Origin of the sequence: Lelliottia sp. WB101, from assembly GCF_003051885.1 — a bacterium.
Classification (GTDB): domain Bacteria; phylum Pseudomonadota; class Gammaproteobacteria; order Enterobacterales; family Enterobacteriaceae; genus Enterobacter; species Enterobacter nimipressuralis.
Genome location: NZ_CP028520.1, coordinates 4,497,458 through 4,514,344, shown reverse-complemented (window position 1 = coordinate 4,514,344; position 16,887 = coordinate 4,497,458). Strand labels below are relative to the sequence as shown.

The following is a 16,887-nucleotide window of genomic DNA, read 5'->3' as shown; positions in this document are numbered from 1 at the left end:
ACCTTAGAGGATTGTTCTGGTCTGAATTTTCATGCTGGCATATTGTTCTGGTTTTCAGATCCCTCCTTGCCTTTAAACGTTATAAGCGTTTAAATTGCGCCCCATATACTGTCATACCGACTGTATTTACGTGGTAAATCGAAAAACTATTCTTCGCCACGGCATGACGGGAGCATATCCCGCTGAAATTGAGTAAATTTTCCGCTGTATCGTCCCCTTTGGGATGGCGAAAATCTCAACGTTTTCAACACCACATCCACAGGCAGTAAGGTTCTATGACCCATCATTTAAAATCGCGTGACATCATCGCGCTGGGCTTTATGACTTTTGCGCTGTTCGTCGGCGCAGGTAACATCATTTTTCCTCCTATGGTTGGCCTGCAGGCGGGTGAACACGTCTGGACAGCGGCGATTGGCTTCCTGATTACTGCGGTTGGGCTTCCGGTTCTGACCGTGATCGCGCTGGCGAAAGTTGGCGGCGGCGTGGACAGCCTCAGCACCCCGATCGGTAAAGTGGCGGGCGTTCTGCTGGCAACCGTGTGCTATCTGGCGGTGGGTCCACTGTTTGCGACCCCGCGTACTGCAACGGTCTCCTTCGAAGTGGGGATTGCCCCCTGACCGGTGACGGCGCTCTGCCGCTGCTGATTTACAGCCTGGTCTACTTTGCGCTGGTGATTTTGGTCTCCCTCTATCCGGGCAAACTGCTGGATACCGTGGGTAACTTCCTCGCGCCAATGAAAATTCTGGCGCTGATCGTGCTGGCCGTTGCGGCCATCATGTGGCCCGCAGGCCCGATCAGCGAGTCGCTGGACGCCTACAAAACGGCGGCCTTCTCCAACGGCTTTGTGAACGGCTATCTGACCATGGACACCATGGGCGCGATGGTCTTTGGTATCGTCATCGTTAACGCCGCGCGCTCTCGCGGTGTGACCGAAGCGCGTCTGCTGACCCGCTACACCATCTGGGCTGGCCTGATGGCGGGCGTCGGTTTGACGCTGCTGTATCTGGCGCTGTTCCGTCTGGGCTCTGATAGCGCGACGCTGGTCGATCAAAACGCGAACGGTGCGGCGATCCTCCATGCCTACGTTCAGCACACCTTTGGCGGAGCGGGTAGCTTCCTGCTGGCGGTACTGATTTTCCTGGCCTGTCTGGTGACGGCTGTTGGCCTGACCTGCGCCTGTGCAGAGTTCTTCGCCCAGTATATTCCGCTGTCCTACCGCACCCTGGTGTTCATCCTCGGCGGCTTCTCAATGGCGGTTTCTAACCTTGGTCTGAGCCACCTGATTCAGGTCTCCATTCCTGTGCTGACCGCGATTTATCCGCCGTGTATCGTGCTGGTGGTGCTGAGCTTTACCCGTCCCTGGTGGAACAATTCGTCGCGAATTATTGCCCCAACGATGTTTATCAGCCTGCTTTTTGGTATCCTTGACGGGATTAAAGCATCCGCATTCGGTGGGATCCTGCCAGCCTGGACACAGCGTCTGCCGCTGTCAGAGCAAGGCCTGGCCTGGTTAATGCCGACCGTTGTCGCACTGGTTCTGGCTATTATCTGGGACCGTGCAGCAGGGCGTCAGGTGACTTCCAGCGCGCATTAATCAACGACAAATTGTTTAACCACGGGGCTTATGGCCCCGTGGTTTTTTGTTTTTTTCGAGTTGAATGGCAAGATTTAAATGGAAAGCACGAACAAACTCAAACGTGGGCTAAGTACCCGCCACATTCGTTTCATGGCGCTTGGCTCGGCAATCGGGACAGGCCTTTTTTATGGCTCGGCAGATGCCATCAAAATGGCCGGACCCAGCGTGCTGCTGGCGTACATTATCGGCGGCGTCGCGGCCTATATCATCATGCGCGCGCTGGGTGAAATGTCGGTACACAATCCGTCAGCCAGCTCTTTCTCGCGCTATGCCCAGGAAAACCTCGGCCCGCTGGCGGGCTACATTACCGGCTGGACCTACTGTTTCGAAATCCTGATCGTGGCGATAGCCGACGTGACGGCGTTCGGCATCTATATGGGCGTCTGGTTCCCGCTGGTGCCGCACTGGATCTGGGTGCTGAGCGTGGTGCTGATCATCTGCGCCATCAACCTGATGAGCGTGAAGGTCTTCGGTGAGCTGGAGTTCTGGTTCTCCTTCTTCAAAGTGGCGACGATTATCATCATGATTGTGGCGGGCTTTGGTATCATCATCTGGGGGATTGGCAACGGCGGGCAACCGACCGGCATCCACAACCTCTGGAGTAACGGCGGGTTCTTCAGCAACGGCTGGCTGGGGATGGTGATGTCGCTGCAGATGGTGATGTTTGCCTATGGCGGTATCGAAATTATCGGTATCACCGCGGGTGAGGCCAAAGATCCGGAGAAATCCATTCCGCGCGCCATCAACTCGGTGCCGATGCGTATCCTGGTGTTCTACGTGGGCACGCTGTTTGTGATTATGTCCATCTATCCATGGAATCAGGTCGGGACTAACGGCAGTCCGTTTGTGCTGACCTTCCAGCACCTGGGCATCGCCTTTGCCGCCAGTATCCTGAACTTTGTCGTGCTCACGGCGTCGTTCTCCGCCATTAACAGCGACGTTTTCGGCGTAGGGCGTATGCTGCACGGCATGGTAGAGCAGGGCAACGCGCCGAAAGTGTTTGCGAAAACCTCTCGTCGCGGCACGCCGTGGGTCACGGTGATGGTGATGACCGTCGCACTGCTGCTCTCGGTCTATCTGAACTACATCATGCCTGAAAACGTCTTCCTGGTGATTGCGTCTCTGGCGACCTTTGCGACGGTCTGGGTGTGGATCATGATTCTGATTTCGCAGATTGCGTTCCGCCGCCGTCTGCCACCGGAAGAGGTGAAAGCGCTGAAATTTAAAGTGCCGGGCGGCGTCGCGACCACGGTCGTTGGCCTGATTTTCCTGGTCTTTATCATCGGGCTGATTGGCTATCACCCGGACACCCGTATCTCCCTGTACGTGGGCTTTGCGTGGATTGTTCTGCTGCTGGTGGGATGGGCGTTTAAACGCCGCCGCGAGCGCCAGCTGGCCGAAGCGCAGTAACATAAAAATGCCGGGTGGCGCTCTGCTTACCCGGCAAACATGCTTTTCGCGATAAAACGCCTCCTCCCTCCACCTCCTCCCCCAATAAACCTTTTCATGATGAGTTATCCTCCACTACGCTGTGGCAAGGTGGCCTCAATTTCATCAAAGGGGATACGTGATGTTGAACGCCTGGCACCTTCCGGTTGCCCCATTTGTTAAGCAAAACAAAGACAACTTAGTGATTACGCTGTGGCTGACGGGAGAAAATCAGCCGGAGCGCGTCATGCTGCGCGCCGAAGTGGATAACGAAGAGACGGCGCTGTCTATGCATAAACAGCGCACGCAGCCGCAGCCGGGCGTCACCGCCTGGCGAGCCACCATTGATCTGTCCCAGGGCCAGCCGCGCCGTCGCTACAGCTTTAAGCTGCTGTGGAACAACCGCCAGCTGTGGTTCACCCCGCAGGGCTTTAGCCGTTTCCCACCCGCACGGCTGGAGCAGTTTGCCGTCGATTACCCGGACACCGGCCCGCACTGGGTGTACGACCAGGTCTTCTACCAGATCTTCCCTGACCGCTTTGCCCGCAGCCAGCAGCGCACGGCCGATCAGGATCAGGTCTATTTCCACCATGCGGCGGGCCACGACATTATCCGTAAAACCTGGGATGAGCCGCTGACAGCGCAGGCCGGCGGATCGACGTTTTACGGCGGCGATCTGGACGGGATCAGTGAAAAACTGCCGTACCTGAAAAAACTGGGGGTAACGGCGCTCTACCTCAATCCGGTGTTTAAAGCCCCGAGCGTGCATAAATACGATACGGAAGATTATCGCCACGTCGACGAGCAGTTTGGCGGCGACGAGGCGCTGCTGCGCCTGCGGGAGAACACGCACCGTGAAGGGATGCGCCTGATTCTCGACGGCGTGTTTAACCACAGCGGGGATTCCCACGCCTGGTTTGACCGCCACAATCGCGCCACGGGCGGCGCCTGTCACAATCCGGAATCTGCCCAGCGCGACTGGTACAGTTTTAACGAAGAGGGGCGGGCGCTCGACTGGCTGGGCTATCCGAGCCTGCCGAAACTCGATTTTCAGTCCCCGACGCTGGTTGACGAAATCTACGGCGGCGAAGACAGCATCGTGCGCCACTGGCTTAAAGCGCCGTGGAACATGGACGGCTGGCGTCTGGACGTGGTACATATGCTTGGTGAAGCGGGCGGCGCGCGGAACAATCTTCAGCACGTAACCGGCATTACCCAGGCGGCTAAGGCCGCGCAGCCTGAGGCCTTTGTGTTTGGCGAGCATTTTGGCGATGCGCGCCAGTGGTTACAGGCCGATGCGGAAGACGCGGCGATGAACTACCGTGGATTTACCTTCCCGGTATGGGGATTCCTCGCCAATACCGATATCTCTTACGATCCGCAGCACATCGATGCCCAGACCTGCATGGCGTGGATGAATAACTATCGCGCTAGCCTGTCCCATCAGCAGCAGCTGCGGATGTTCAATCAGCTCGACAGCCACGATACCGCGCGCTTTAAATCCCTGTTAGGTAAAGATGTGGCGCGCCTGCCGCTGGCGGTCACTTGGCTCTTTACCTGGCCGGGTGTGCCGTGCATCTACTACGGCGATGAAGTGGGGCTGGATGGCAACAACGATCCGTTCTGCCGCAAAACCTTCCCGTGGGAGAGTGAGAAACAGGACAAAAACCTGCTGGCGCTCTATCAGCGCCTGGCGAAACTGCGTAAACACAGCCAGGCGCTGCGCTACGGCGGCTGTCAGGTGGTCTATGCCCATGACAACGTGGTGGTGTTTGTCCGCGTCTATAACCAGCAGCGCGTGCTGGTGGCGATTAACCGCGGAGAGGCCTGTGAAGTGGTGCTGGACGACTCTCCGTTGCTCAATCTCCAGACCTGGTTACTGAAAGAGGGCAAAGGAGATATCCAGGAGGGCGTGCTGTCTCTGCCTGCCATTTCTGCCACGGTCTGGTTCGGTAATTAGCCCCTTTCTGCAACGGGCATACGCTGCCCGTTGCAGAATATTCCCCAAAGTCGTTCGGTTAAATTAAACAGAGCGGACAAATATCTTTAATATCCCGTCAATCAATTCTCGCTATACTCAATTTGCTTTATCAGTCAGGGCCCGACCACATATCGCACACATTTAGTTTTCTTTTAACGTATTGATTAAAAGGTACATTTATGTCTATCCGCGAACTGATTGACCCATCAAACTCCACGCTTATTTTTATTGATCACCAGCCGCAAATGTCGTTTGGCGTGGCGAATATTGACCGCCAACTCCTTAAGAATAATACGGTTGCACTGGCGAAAGCGGGCAAAATATTTGATGTGCCGGTTATCTACACCTCGGTCGAAACTAAAAGTTTTAGCGGTTATATCTGGCCGGAATTACTGGCTGTTCACCCGGACGTGAAACCGATTGAACGCACCTCGATGAACTCCTGGGAAGATGATGCGTTTGTTGCGGCAGTCAAAGCAACGGGCCGCAAAAAACTCATCATCTCGGCCCTGTGGACCGAAGTGTGCCTGACTTTCCCGGCGCTGATGGCGCTGGATGAGGGCTTCGAAGTCTATGTGGTAACTGACACCTCGGGCGGCACTTCCGTCGATGCTCATGAGCGTGCTATCGACCGTATGGTGCAGGCCGGTGCCGTTCCGGTGACCTGGCAGCAGGTACTGCTGGAGTACCAGCGCGACTGGTCTCGCAAAGAGACTTACGACGCGGTAATGGATCTGGTGCGTGAGCACAGCGGAGCGTACGGGATGGGCGTCGATTATGCCTATACCCTGGTTCACGGCGCGCCTGAGCGTAAAGCGTAAATCCCTCCCGGCGGGTTGATTGAACCCGCCATTTTCATCAGACCTGGATACTCTCATGGCGCAAAATTCACATGTGACGCTGGTGATCACCCATACCCTGCTGGCCGGACAGGCGGCGCGATACGAACAGTGGCTGGGCAAAATCATGCCCGTGGCCGCAGAATTTCCCGGACACCTCGGCGCGAACGTGATTCGCCCGACGGAAGGGCAAGATCTGTGGACGGTCATTATCCGCTTCGACACCCTCGAACACCTCTATGCCTGGACGCAGTCCGATACCCGTTCAGTGCTGGTCAAAGAGATTGAACCGCTGCTGGCCGAAGGGGACAAAACGGAAGTGCGCACCGAGGCCGCGTTCTGGTTTACGCCGCCGGAGACGCATGTGCGCAAGCCGAAACAGTGGAAACAGTTTCTGATGACGCTGATGGTGATTTTCCCCAGCACGCTCGTCGTACCGCAACTGACCGGCGCGCTGCTTCCAGGCCTGAAAGGGTCTTTATTCCTGCATTTGCTTAACGATGCTTGTGTGGTCGCGCTGGTGGTCTGGTTGTGGATGCCCATCGTGACCCGCCTGTTCGCCGGATGGCTGAAAAAAGCCTGATTCGGCTCAAAGGAGTACGTTATGTCTCAAACTGCCACACTGATCTTAACCAAAGGTCAGATCCACACCCTTGATCGTGAAAATCCGCTCGCTGAGGCGGTGGCCATTGCCAACGGCAAGATCCTCGCCACCGGCAACCACGACCGGGTGATGAGTTACGCCACCGAAGGGACGCAAATAGTTGATCTGAAAGGGAGCACGGTGATCCCCGGTCTCAACGATTCGCACCTGCACCTGATTCGCGGCGGGCTGAACTACAACCTTGAGCTGCGCTGGGAAGGCGTGCCGTCGCTGGCCGATGCCCTGCGGATGCTGAAAGAGCAGGCCGATCGCACCCCGACGCCACAGTGGGTGCGCGTAGTGGGCGGCTGGAGCGAATTTCAGTTTGCCGAACGGCGAATGCCGACGATCCAGGAGCTGAACGACGCGGCGCCGGACACACCGGTGTTTGTGCTGCATCTCTACGATCGTGCGCTGCTGAATCGCGCGGCGCTGAAAGCTGTCGGCTACACCAAAGAGACGCCAAACCCGCCGGGTGGTGAAATCGTCCGTGATAATAACGGCAACCCCACCGGGATGCTGATCGCCAAACCGAACGCGATGATCCTCTATTCCACGCTAGCGAAAGGGCCAAAACTGCCGCTGGAACAGCAGGTGAACTCGACGCGCCAGTTTATGCGTGAGCTTAACCGCTTAGGGTTAACCAGCGCGATTGATGCGGGTGGCGGCTTCCAGAATTACCCGGAAGATTACGAAATCATCGAAGAGCTGCACGCCAAAGAGCAGATGACGATTCGCATCGCCTATAACCTCTTTACCCAGCGGCCAAAGCAGGAGCTGGAAGATTTCGAACGCTGGACCGATATGCTCAAACCGGGACAAGGCACCGATTTCTATCGCGCCAACGGAGCGGGGGAAATGCTGGTCTTCTCGGCGGCGGATTTTGAAGATTTCCTGCAGCCGCGCCCGGATCTGCCTGAGGGGATGGAAGACGAGCTGGAGCGCGTGGTGCGTCATCTGGTAGAGCAGCGCTGGCCGTTCCGTCTTCACGCCACCTATGACGAATCTATCAGCCGGATGCTGGACGTGTTCGAAAAGGTGAACCGCGACATACCGTTTAACGGCCTGCACTGGTTCTTCGATCACGCGGAAACCATCACTGAGCGTAACATTGAGCGCGTAAAAGCGCTGGGCGGCGGGATTGCGGTGCAGCATCGCATGGCGTTCCAGGGCGAGTATTTTGTCGATCGTTACGGCAAAGAGGCGGTGAAACACACGCCGCCGGTCGCGAAAATGCTGGAGCTGGACGTGCCCGTGGGCTTAGGCACCGACGCTACCCGTGTGGCGAGCTATAACCCGTGGACGGCGCTGTACTGGCTGGTCTCCGGTCGCACCGTGGGCGGGCTGTCGATGTATGACGACAGTAACCGTCTGCCGCGTGATATCGCACTGGAATTGTGGACGGCAGGCAGCGCGTGGTTCTCCAGCGAGCAGGGCAAGAAAGGCCGCATCGTGGCTGGGCAGCTTGCGGATCTGGTGGTGCTATCGAAAGACTACTTCAGCGTGCCGGAAGAGGAGATCAAGGGCATCGAGTCGGTGCTGACGGTAGTGGATGGCAAAGTGGTGTACGCCGCCGGACAGTTTAGTCCGCTGTCGCCGCCGCCGATCCCGGTTCTGCCGGAGTGGTCGCCAGTGGTAAAAGTGCCGGGGCATTATCGCTCAGCGCCGCCAGTGGCCTCAAATGTCGGAGCGGTTGTGCAGATGCATCAGTGCATCGGCAGCTGCGGAGTGCATGGGCACCAGCACGGGATTGCACGCCAGTCGGGTATTCCGGTATCGGATGACCAGGCTTTCTGGGGCGTACTGGGCTGCTCGTGTTTCGCGTTTTAACCTGATGATGAGGCCGGGTGGGGCGAAGCTCACTCCCGGAACAGGGTTAAGAGAAAACAAAAAGGCTCGCCTAAGCGAGCCTTTTTTATCATCCGTGCCGATTACAGGCTGGAGACGTTTTCAGTCAGGTATTTAGCCACGCCGTCTGGAGACGCGTTCATGCCTTCTTTACCTTTTTCCCACTGAGCCGGGCACACTTCGCCGTGCTCTTCGTGGAACTGCAGCGCGTCAACCATACGCAGCATTTCGTCGATGTTACGACCCAGTGGCAGATCGTTCACTACCTGGTGACGCACGATACCGTTCGCGTCGATCAGGAAGGAGCCGCGCAGTGCAACGCCAGCGTCCGGATGTTCGATACCGTAAGCCTGCTGGATTTCGCGTTTGATGTCCGCAACCATTGCGTATTTCACTGCACCGATGCCGCCTTTGTCGACAGGGGTGTTACGCCATGCGTTGTGTACAAATTCGGAGTCGAAGGAAACACCCACAACTTCAACGCCACGTTTCTGGAACTCTTCGTAACGTTTGTCGAATGCGATCAGTTCAGACGGGCAAACGAAAGTGAAGTCCATTGGCCAGAAGAACAGAACGGTAGGTTTACCGTTGGTGTGCTGTTTGAAATTGAAGTTTTCAACGATTTCACCGTTGCCGAGAACGGCTGCAGCTGTAAAATCCGGAGCCGGACGAGTGACCAGAACCATGTGATTCTCCTGTAGTAACTAAGGTTATTTGGAACGCAACGCGGGCCAGTATAGAGAGTGTTCAGCATTAAGACAAAGAGGCGCTGACAATCGTTCAGCCAGTTTTTACCTATCAATCACACTTCTATTAAAGTTGTTTGTTTTTCGCCTGCGCCATCATGCGCGGATAGAACTGCCAGAAACGGGTCTCCAGCGCGTCGTAATGGGTGTCCAGATCCTGCCAGGAGTCGCGCAAGGCATCCAGCCGCGGACGGCGGCTCGCCATACCGTTCAGTACGCGCTGAATAAATTCCATCTCGCTGTAACGCTCAAGCCAGCGTTCGGACCAAAGATAGTCGTTCAGATTGACAAAGCGCGGCGGCGAGTCCGGGAGAATGAGCGCCACCTGCGAATGGGCATAGCGAACAAATTCCGGCAGCGGCAGCTCGGGTGAGAGCTGCGACCAGTGGCGTGAGAGAAAGTGATCCCACATCACATCCAGCGTAATCGGCGCCACACGCCGGGTTTCAGGGCGAAACCACGCCTTCGCTTCTGTCACTTCCGGCAGGTTATCGGTCAACACATCGATGCGACGATGCATGAAAATACCCTCCACTACCTCCTCGGAATAGTCGTCTGCTGGGTTGCCGCGAACAAAATCGGCCAGCAAATTGCCCGAAAGTGAGCTGTCGGCGAGGTGGGCGAGGTGCAGGTGTGCGAGAAAATTCATGCGTTTTGGTATCCGGATACGGCTAGTTGTTGCAGCAAAGAGGTGTGAGCACTAGACTAAGCCGCCTGTTTTTAAGTCACGAGTATAAGTCATGCGCGTCGCCGATTTCTCCTTTGAATTACCTGAATCCCTGATTGCCCACTATCCGCAGCCGGAGCGCAGTGGTTGCCGCTTGCTGTCGCTGGACGGGCCAACGGGCGCGCTGACGCACGGTACTTTCACCGATCTGCTCGATAAGCTCAACCCTGGCGATCTACTGGTCTTTAACAATACCCGCGTGATCCCGGCGCGTCTGTTTGGCCGCAAAGCCAGCGGTGGCAAGATTGAAGTGCTGGTCGAACGTATGCTCGATGACAAACGTATTCTGGCACATATTCGCGCCTCCAAAGCGCCGAAGCCGGGCGCTGAGCTGCTGCTGGGTGATGACGAAAGCATCAACGCCACCATGACGGCCCGTCACGGCGCGCTGTTTGAAGTCGAGTTTAACGACGAACGCCCGGTGCTGGATATTCTGAACGCCATCGGCCACATGCCGCTGCCGCCGTACATCGACCGCCCGGACGAAGACGCCGACCGCGAGCTGTACCAGACGGTCTACAGCGAAAAACCCGGCGCCGTTGCTGCACCGACTGCCGGTTTGCACTTTGATGAACCGCTGCTGGAAAAACTGCGCGAGAAAGGCATCGAGATGGCGTTTGTCACGCTGCACGTCGGCGCGGGGACGTTCCAGCCGGTGCGTGTGGATTCTATCGAAGACCACATCATGCACTCCGAATACGCGGAAGTGCCGCAAGAGGTGGTTGACGCTGTGCTCGCCGCCAAAGCGCGCAACAGTCGCGTGATTGCGGTCGGCACGACCTCCGTTCGTTCGCTGGAAAGCGCGGCGCAGGCGGCCAAAACCGACCTGATTGAGCCATTCTTTGGCGACACACAAATCTTTATTTACCCAGGCTATCAATACAAAGTGATCGATGCGCTGGTGACGAACTTCCATCTGCCTGAATCGACTTTGATTATGCTGGTGTCGGCGTTTGCCGGTTATCAGCATACAATGAACGCCTATAAGGCTGCGGTAGAACAAAATTATCGCTTTTTTAGCTACGGGGACGCGATGTTTATCACGTACAATCCGCAGGCTTTGAATGAGCGTGTCGGGGACTGATTCCGCGACACCGTATGAAAACGTCGGACTGTTTTTCTGACGCTGGAGAAAAAATGAAATTTGAACTCGATACCACCGACGGACGCGCGCGCCGTGGCCGCCTGGTGTTTGATCGCGGCGTGGTTGAAACGCCAGCCTTTATGCCTGTGGGCACCTACGGCACCGTAAAAGGGATGACGCCGGAAGAAGTTGAAGCGACCGGCGCACAGATTATCCTCGGTAACACCTTCCACCTGTGGCTGCGCCCAGGCCAGGAAGTGATGAAACTGCACGGCGATCTGCATGATTTCATGCAGTGGAAAGGTCCAATCCTGACCGACTCCGGCGGTTTCCAGGTGTTCAGCCTGGGTGATATCCGTAAAATCACCGAACAAGGCGTACACTTCCGTAACCCTATTAACGGCGATCCGATCTTCCTCGATCCTGAAAAATCCATGGAAATTCAGTACGATCTCGGCTCTGATATCGTGATGATCTTCGACGAATGCACGCCATATCCTGCAGACTGGGATTACGCGAAGCGTTCAATGGAGATGTCTCTGCGTTGGGCGAAGCGTAGCCGTGACCGTTTTGACGGGCTGGAAAACAAAAATGCGCTGTTCGGGATTATTCAGGGCAGCGTTTACGAAGATTTACGCGATATCTCTGTTAAAGGTCTGGTAGAGATAGGTTTTGATGGCTACGCTGTCGGCGGTTTGGCTGTGGGTGAGCCGAAGGAAGACATGCACCGTATTCTGGAGCATGTTTGCCCGCAAATCCCTGCGGATAAACCACGATACCTGATGGGCGTGGGTAAACCAGAAGATCTGGTTGAAGGTGTGCGCCGCGGCATCGATATGTTCGACTGCGTCATGCCAACCCGCAACGCGCGTAACGGACACCTGTTTGTTACCGACGGTGTGGTGAAAATCCGTAACGCGAAGCATAAAAATGACACCAGCACGCTGGATGCTGAGTGTGATTGTTATACCTGTCGTCACTATTCTCGCGCATATTTGTATCATCTTGATCGTTGCAATGAGATTTTAGGCGCGCGTCTCAATACCATTCATAACCTTCGTTATTATCAGCGTTTAATGGCTGGTTTACGTAAGGCTATCGAAGAGGGTAAATTAGAGAGCTTCGTGACTGATTTTTACCAACGCCAGGGTCGTGATGTTCCACCTTTGAACGTTGACTAATTTAATAATGAGGGAATTTGAATGAGCTTTTTTATTTCTGATGCGGTAGCAGCAACAGGCGCTCCGTCGCAGGGCAGCCCGATGTCTCTGATTCTGATGCTGGTGGTGTTTGGTCTGATCTTCTACTTCATGATCCTGCGCCCACAGCAGAAACGTACCAAAGAACACAAAAACCTGATGAACTCCATCGCAAAAGGCGATGAAGTGCTGACCAATGGCGGTCTGGTGGGTCGTGTGACGAAAGTGGCTGAAACTGGCTACATCTCTATCGCACTGAACGACACCACTGAAGTGGTTATCAAACGTGACTTCGTTGCTGCCGTACTGCCGAAAGGCACGATGAAGGCGCTGTAATCCAACTTTTCCCAAAGGGAACTGCCGTGTTAAACCGTTATCCTTTGTGGAAGTACATCATGCTGGTCGTCGTGATTATCGTCGGCCTGCTGTACGCACTTCCCAACCTGTATGGTGAGGATCCGGCCGTTCAAATCACTGGCGCGCGCGGTGTCGCCGCCAGTGAGCAAACGCTGATCCAGGTCCAGAAAACGTTACAAGAAGAAAAAATTACCGCTAAGTCTGTGGCACTGGAAGAGGGCGCAATTCTTGCTCGCTTCGACACCACCGACACGCAGCTCCGCGCACGTGAAGCGCTGATGGGCGTGCTGGGTGACAAATATGTCGTGGCGTTAAACCTTGCTCCTGCAACCCCGCGTTGGTTAGCCTCCATCAATGCAGAGCCGATGAAACTCGGTCTTGATCTGCGTGGCGGCGTTCACTTCCTGATGGAAGTGGATATGGATACCGCGCTCGGCAAGCTGCAGGAACAGAACATTGATAGCCTGCGCAGCGATCTGCGTGAAAAAAGCATTCCTTACACCACCGTGCGTAAGGAAGATAACTACGGTCTGAGCATCACCTTCCGTGACGCAACGGCTCGCGATCAGGCGGTCGATTATCTGGCTGCACGTCATCGCGATCTGGTGATTTCACGCCAGGGTAGCAATCAGCTGCGTGCCGTCATGACCGATACGCGTATGAGCGAAGCGCGCGAATATGCGGTTCAGCAAAACATCAATATCCTGCGTAACCGTGTGAACCAGCTGGGTGTTGCTGAGCCACTGGTACAGCGTCAGGGTGCTGACCGTATCGTGGTTGAGCTGCCAGGTATCCAGGATACCGCGCGCGCCAAAGAGATTTTGGGTGCGACAGCCACCCTGGAATTCCGCCTGGTGAACACCAACGTGGATCAATCCGCTGCGGCATCGGGTCGTGTTCCAGGTGACTCCGAAGTGAAACAGACACGTGAAGGTCAGCCGGTTGTGCTGTACAAACGCGTGATTCTGACCGGTGACCACATCACCGATTCCACTTCGAACCAGGATGAATACAACCAGCCACAGGTTAACATCTCGCTTGATAGCGCGGGTGGTAACATCATGTCCAACTTCACGAAAGATAACATCGGTAAACCGATGGCGACTCTGTTCGTGGAGTACAAAGACAGCGGTAAGAAAGATGCCAACGGTCGTGCGGTTCTGGTGAAAGAGGAAGAGGTGATTAACATCGCCAACATCCAGTCTCGCCTGGGCAACAGTTTCCGTATTACGGGCATCAACAACCCGAACGAAGCGCGTCAGCTCTCTCTGCTGCTGCGTGCCGGTGCGTTGATTGCGCCGATTCAGATTGTTGAAGAGCGTACTATCGGTCCAACGCTGGGTATGCAAAACATCACTCAGGGTCTGGAAGCCTGTCTGGCCGGTCTGGCGGTTTCAATCATCTTCATGCTCTTCTTCTATAAGAAGTTTGGCCTGATTGCGACTACCGCGCTGATTGCAAACCTGGTGCTGATCATCGGTATCATGTCCCTGCTGCCAGGGGCGACGCTGACCATGCCGGGTATTGCGGGTATCGTTCTAACCCTTGCGGTGGCGGTTGACGCCAACGTATTGATAAACGAGCGTATTAAAGAAGAACTGAGCAACGGTCGCTCCGTACAACAAGCGATCGATGAAGGCTATAAAGGCGCATTCAGCTCCATCTTCGATGCGAACGTGACAACACTGATTAAGGTTCTGATCCTGTATGCAGTGGGTACTGGCGCGATCAAAGGCTTTGCTATCACCACCGGTATCGGTGTGGCAACGTCAATGTTTACCGCTATTGTCGGCACCCGTGCCATCGTGAACCTGCTGTATGGCGGCAAGCGCGTCAAAAAGCTGTCTATCTGAGGAGTGCGTTGTGGCACAGGAATATACTGTTGAACAATTGAACCATGGCCGTAAAGTCTGGGACTTTATGCGCTGGGACTACTGGGCCTTCGGCATTTCAGGTTTCCTCCTGATTGTGTCTATCGCCATTATCGGTGTCCGTGGTTTTAACTGGGGTCTCGATTTCACCGGTGGTACGGTGATCGAAATTACCCTCGAAAAACCGGCTGATATGGACCAGATGCGTCTGGCGCTGCAGAAAGCGGGCTTCGAAGAGCCGCAGCTGCAGAACTTCGGCAGCAGCCGCGACATCATGGTGCGTATGCCTCCGGTTCACGATGCCAATGGCAGCCAGGAGCTGGGCAGCAAAGTCGTTAACGTGATTAACGAAGCGACCAGCCAGGATGCCACGGTTAAACGTATCGAATTCGTCGGCCCAAGCGTCGGGGCAGATCTGGCGCAGAATGGTGCGCTGGCACTGCTGGCCGCGCTGATCTCGATTCTGGTCTACGTTGGTTTCCGTTTCGAATGGCGTCTGGCGGCCGGTGTGGTTATCGCACTGGCGCACGACGTGGTTATCACCATGGGTGTGTTGTCTCTGTTCCATATTGAGGTTGACCTGACCATCGTGGCCTCGTTGATGTCGGTTATCGGTTACTCACTGAACGACAGCATCGTGGTATCTGACCGTATTCGTGAGAACTTCCGTAAGATCCGTCGCGGTACACCGTACGAAATCTTTAACGTTTCTCTGACCCAAACGCTGCACCGTACGTTGATCACATCCGGGACAACCTTGATGGTTATCCTGATGCTGTTCCTCTTCGGTGGCCCGATTCTGGAAGGCTTCTCGCTGACCATGCTGATCGGTGTGTCTATCGGTACGGCGTCTTCTATCTACGTCGCGTCCGCGCTGGCGTTGAAACTGGGCATGAAGCGTGAGCATCTGCTGCAGCAGAAAGTTGAAAAGGAAGGGGCGGATCAGCCGTCCATCCTGCCGTAACGGCAACAGCAATCTGATAACGGAATCCCGGTCGCAAGGCCGGGATTTTTTTATTACAGCTATCTCAAATTTGGTTACTCTCGCATTGTGAATCGCAATGACATGGAGTAATGCCGATGGTCACCCTTTCTTCCATTCCCCAGCCTGCCGTCTGGCATGGCGTGCCTTCTGTAACGTTGAGCGACGAAACCCTGCGTCAGCGAAAAGCCAGTGTACTGAGCAAGATGCAACAGCACGGGCTGGACGCGCTGATTGTCTACGCGGATAAAGAGCACGGCGGTAACTTCGAATATCTGACCGGTTTTATTCCCCGCTTTGAAGAGGCGCTACTGGTGCTGCAGGCTTCGGGGGAGGCGGTGCTGGTGCTGGGCAATGAAAACCTGAAGCTGGCCGCCCATGCACGGCTCACAAACCGGGTGATCCATGCTCCGTGGTTTTCGCTGCCCAATCAGCCGATGGATAACAAAAAACCGCTGCCGGAACTGCTGAAGGAAGCGGGCGTAACGGCAGGTAAAAAACTGGGGCTGGCGGGCTGGAAGCTGTTTACCGGCTCGGGCGACGATGTGCTTCAGATGTTTGATTTACCTGCTTTTATTGTCGATGCCATTCGCCTGGCGGGAGAGGGGACGGCGCAGCTGCGCAATGCCACGGGCATTTTTATCGATCCTGACGGCGGCGTGCGTACGGTCAACAACGCCAACGAACTGGCGCACTACGAATATGGTGCGAATCTGGCCTCAACGGCGATCCTCACGGCGTTAAATGCCATCGAACCCGGTAAAACCGAAAAACAGATCGCATCGCTGCTGGCGGCAGAAGGTCAGCCGAATAATGTCGTCACCATCGCCGCGACGGGCGACCGCTTTGCCTGGGCTAACCTATATCCCGGTGACAAAGTTATTCAGCGCGGTGATAAATTCTCCCTCACCACCAGCTACAAAGGTGGGCTGACCAGCAGAGCGGCGTATGTCGTGGCGAATGCGTCGGAGCTTGCGCCCGACGTCGCTGACTATCTCGATGTGGTGGCGAAACCCTATTTTTGTGCGGTTGTTGCCTGGCTTGAACATCTGCACATCGGGATGAAAGGCGGCGAGATCTATGACGTAATCGAGCGGATATTACCAAAAGCCGAGTATCACTGGCACCTGAATCCGGGGCATCTGGTGGCGGATGAAGAGTGGCTCTGTTCGCCCATTGGTCCCGGTTCGGCCGCGACCTTGAAAAGTGGAATGCTCCTGCAAATCGACATCATTCCGTCGAGAGCGGGATACGCCGGGGCAAGCATTGAAGATACCGTTGCGCTGGCGGATGTCACGCTGCGTCAGACGCTGGCAAGTGACTACCCCGCGCTCTGGCAGCGCATTGTGGCGCGTCGGGCATACATTGCCGAACACATCGGAATCAGGCTGCCGGATGAGGTGCTGCCGATGTCCAACACCGTCGGCTATTTACGTCCGTGGCTGCTGGATCAGGGCCGGGCGCTGGTCTGTAAATAACAAAAAAGCCAGCATTGCGCTGGCTTTTTGATGCCGGATGGCGGTTCGCTAATCCGGCCTGCGGCAGG

The 16,887-nt window shown here is 55.7% G+C and carries 13 protein-coding genes and 1 pseudogene; 12 read left to right on the top strand and 2 right to left on the bottom strand.

The window, feature by feature from the left end; translation table 11 throughout:
* Positions 1-275 precede the first annotated feature (275 nt).
* The 6 genes and pseudogenes from brnQ (at position 276) to DAI21_RS21830 (ending at position 8,357) form a co-directional block, all read left to right on the top strand.
* A pseudogene (gene brnQ, locus DAI21_RS21855) lies at positions 276-1,594 on the top strand (branched-chain amino acid transporter carrier protein BrnQ).
* Between the two features lie 78 nt (positions 1,595-1,672).
* Positions 1,673-3,046: a proline-specific permease ProY gene (gene proY, locus DAI21_RS21850; RefSeq protein WP_100777440.1), complete on the top strand. Its 1,374-nt coding sequence runs from the start codon at positions 1,673-1,675 to the stop codon at positions 3,044-3,046.
* A 160-nt stretch (positions 3,047-3,206) separates the two neighbouring features.
* Positions 3,207-5,024, top strand: coding sequence for a maltodextrin glucosidase (gene malZ / locus DAI21_RS21845; RefSeq protein ID WP_107704161.1), 1,818 nt, complete (start codon positions 3,207-3,209; stop codon positions 5,022-5,024).
* Positions 5,025-5,224: 200 nt separating this feature from the next.
* On the top strand, positions 5,225-5,866 hold the full coding sequence (locus tag DAI21_RS21840; RefSeq protein ID WP_100777438.1) for a hydrolase: 642 nt from the start codon (positions 5,225-5,227) through the stop codon (positions 5,864-5,866).
* Between the two features lie 55 nt (positions 5,867-5,921).
* Positions 5,922-6,467 carry an antibiotic biosynthesis monooxygenase gene (locus DAI21_RS21835; RefSeq protein ID WP_100777437.1) on the top strand — a complete coding sequence of 182 codons (546 nt, stop codon included), beginning with the start codon at positions 5,922-5,924 and terminating at the stop codon, positions 6,465-6,467.
* Positions 6,468-6,488: 21 nt separating this feature from the next.
* Positions 6,489-8,357: an amidohydrolase gene (locus tag DAI21_RS21830; RefSeq protein ID WP_100777436.1), complete on the top strand. Its 1,869-nt coding sequence runs from the start codon at positions 6,489-6,491 to the stop codon at positions 8,355-8,357.
* Between the two features lie 101 nt (positions 8,358-8,458).
* Here the strand turns inward: DAI21_RS21830 and DAI21_RS21825 are convergent, their stop codons facing one another.
* Both DAI21_RS21825 and acpH read right to left on the bottom strand, forming a co-directional pair.
* Positions 8,459-9,061 (bottom strand): peroxiredoxin, encoded by a 603-nt coding sequence (locus tag DAI21_RS21825; protein WP_100777435.1) that lies wholly within the window; start codon positions 9,059-9,061, stop codon positions 8,459-8,461.
* Between the two features lie 127 nt (positions 9,062-9,188).
* On the bottom strand, positions 9,189-9,770 hold the full coding sequence (gene acpH, locus DAI21_RS21820; protein WP_100777434.1) for an ACP phosphodiesterase: 582 nt from the start codon (positions 9,768-9,770) through the stop codon (positions 9,189-9,191).
* A gap of 91 nt (positions 9,771-9,861) precedes the next feature.
* Between acpH and queA the strand changes: the two genes are divergently transcribed.
* The 6 genes from queA to DAI21_RS21790 all read left to right on the top strand — a co-directional run bounded on the left by queA (position 9,862) and on the right by DAI21_RS21790 (position 16,819).
* Complete coding sequence (gene queA / locus DAI21_RS21815; RefSeq protein WP_107704160.1) at positions 9,862-10,932, top strand: tRNA preQ1(34) S-adenosylmethionine ribosyltransferase-isomerase QueA; 1,071 nt, start codon at positions 9,862-9,864, stop codon at positions 10,930-10,932.
* 53 nt (positions 10,933-10,985) lie between these two features.
* On the top strand, positions 10,986-12,113 hold the full coding sequence (gene tgt, locus DAI21_RS21810) for a tRNA guanosine(34) transglycosylase Tgt (protein WP_100777432.1): 1,128 nt from the start codon (positions 10,986-10,988) through the stop codon (positions 12,111-12,113).
* A gap of 21 nt (positions 12,114-12,134) precedes the next feature.
* The gene (yajC, locus tag DAI21_RS21805) at positions 12,135-12,467 is read left to right on the top strand and encodes a preprotein translocase subunit YajC (protein ID WP_064325012.1); all 333 of its coding nucleotides are present in this window, start codon (positions 12,135-12,137) and stop codon (positions 12,465-12,467) included.
* Between the two features lie 26 nt (positions 12,468-12,493).
* Positions 12,494-14,341 (top strand): protein translocase subunit SecD, encoded by a 1,848-nt coding sequence (gene secD / locus DAI21_RS21800; protein WP_107704159.1) that lies wholly within the window; start codon positions 12,494-12,496, stop codon positions 14,339-14,341.
* Between the two features lie 10 nt (positions 14,342-14,351).
* The gene (gene secF, locus DAI21_RS21795) at positions 14,352-15,323 is read left to right on the top strand and encodes a protein translocase subunit SecF (protein WP_100777430.1); all 972 of its coding nucleotides are present in this window, start codon (positions 14,352-14,354) and stop codon (positions 15,321-15,323) included.
* Between the two features lie 110 nt (positions 15,324-15,433).
* Positions 15,434-16,819, top strand: coding sequence for a M24 family metallopeptidase (locus tag DAI21_RS21790; protein WP_107704158.1), 1,386 nt, complete (start codon positions 15,434-15,436; stop codon positions 16,817-16,819).
* Positions 16,820-16,887 lie beyond the last annotated feature (68 nt).

What these genes read in the sequence shown, in the direction of transcription:
- proY (WP_100777440.1), top strand. Translation starts at nt 1,673, where the DNA reads ATGGAAAGCACGAACAAACTCAAACGTGGGCTAAGTACCCGCCACATT.
- malZ (WP_107704161.1), top strand. Translation starts at nt 3,207, where the DNA reads ATGTTGAACGCCTGGCACCTTCCGGTTGCCCCATTTGTTAAGCAAAAC.
- DAI21_RS21840 (WP_100777438.1), top strand. Translation starts at nt 5,225, where the DNA reads ATGTCTATCCGCGAACTGATTGACCCATCAAACTCCACGCTTATTTTT.
- DAI21_RS21835 (WP_100777437.1), top strand. Translation starts at nt 5,922, where the DNA reads ATGGCGCAAAATTCACATGTGACGCTGGTGATCACCCATACCCTGCTG.
- DAI21_RS21830 (WP_100777436.1), top strand. Translation starts at nt 6,489, where the DNA reads ATGTCTCAAACTGCCACACTGATCTTAACCAAAGGTCAGATCCACACC.
- DAI21_RS21825 (WP_100777435.1), bottom strand. Translation starts at nt 9,061, where the DNA reads ATGGTTCTGGTCACTCGTCCGGCTCCGGATTTTACAGCTGCAGCCGTT.
- acpH (WP_100777434.1), bottom strand. Translation starts at nt 9,770, where the DNA reads ATGAATTTTCTCGCACACCTGCACCTCGCCCACCTCGCCGACAGCTCA.
- queA (WP_107704160.1), top strand. Translation starts at nt 9,862, where the DNA reads ATGCGCGTCGCCGATTTCTCCTTTGAATTACCTGAATCCCTGATTGCC.
- tgt (WP_100777432.1), top strand. Translation starts at nt 10,986, where the DNA reads ATGAAATTTGAACTCGATACCACCGACGGACGCGCGCGCCGTGGCCGC.
- yajC (WP_064325012.1), top strand. Translation starts at nt 12,135, where the DNA reads ATGAGCTTTTTTATTTCTGATGCGGTAGCAGCAACAGGCGCTCCGTCG.
- DAI21_RS21790 (WP_107704158.1), top strand. Translation starts at nt 15,434, where the DNA reads ATGCCGATGGTCACCCTTTCTTCCATTCCCCAGCCTGCCGTCTGGCAT.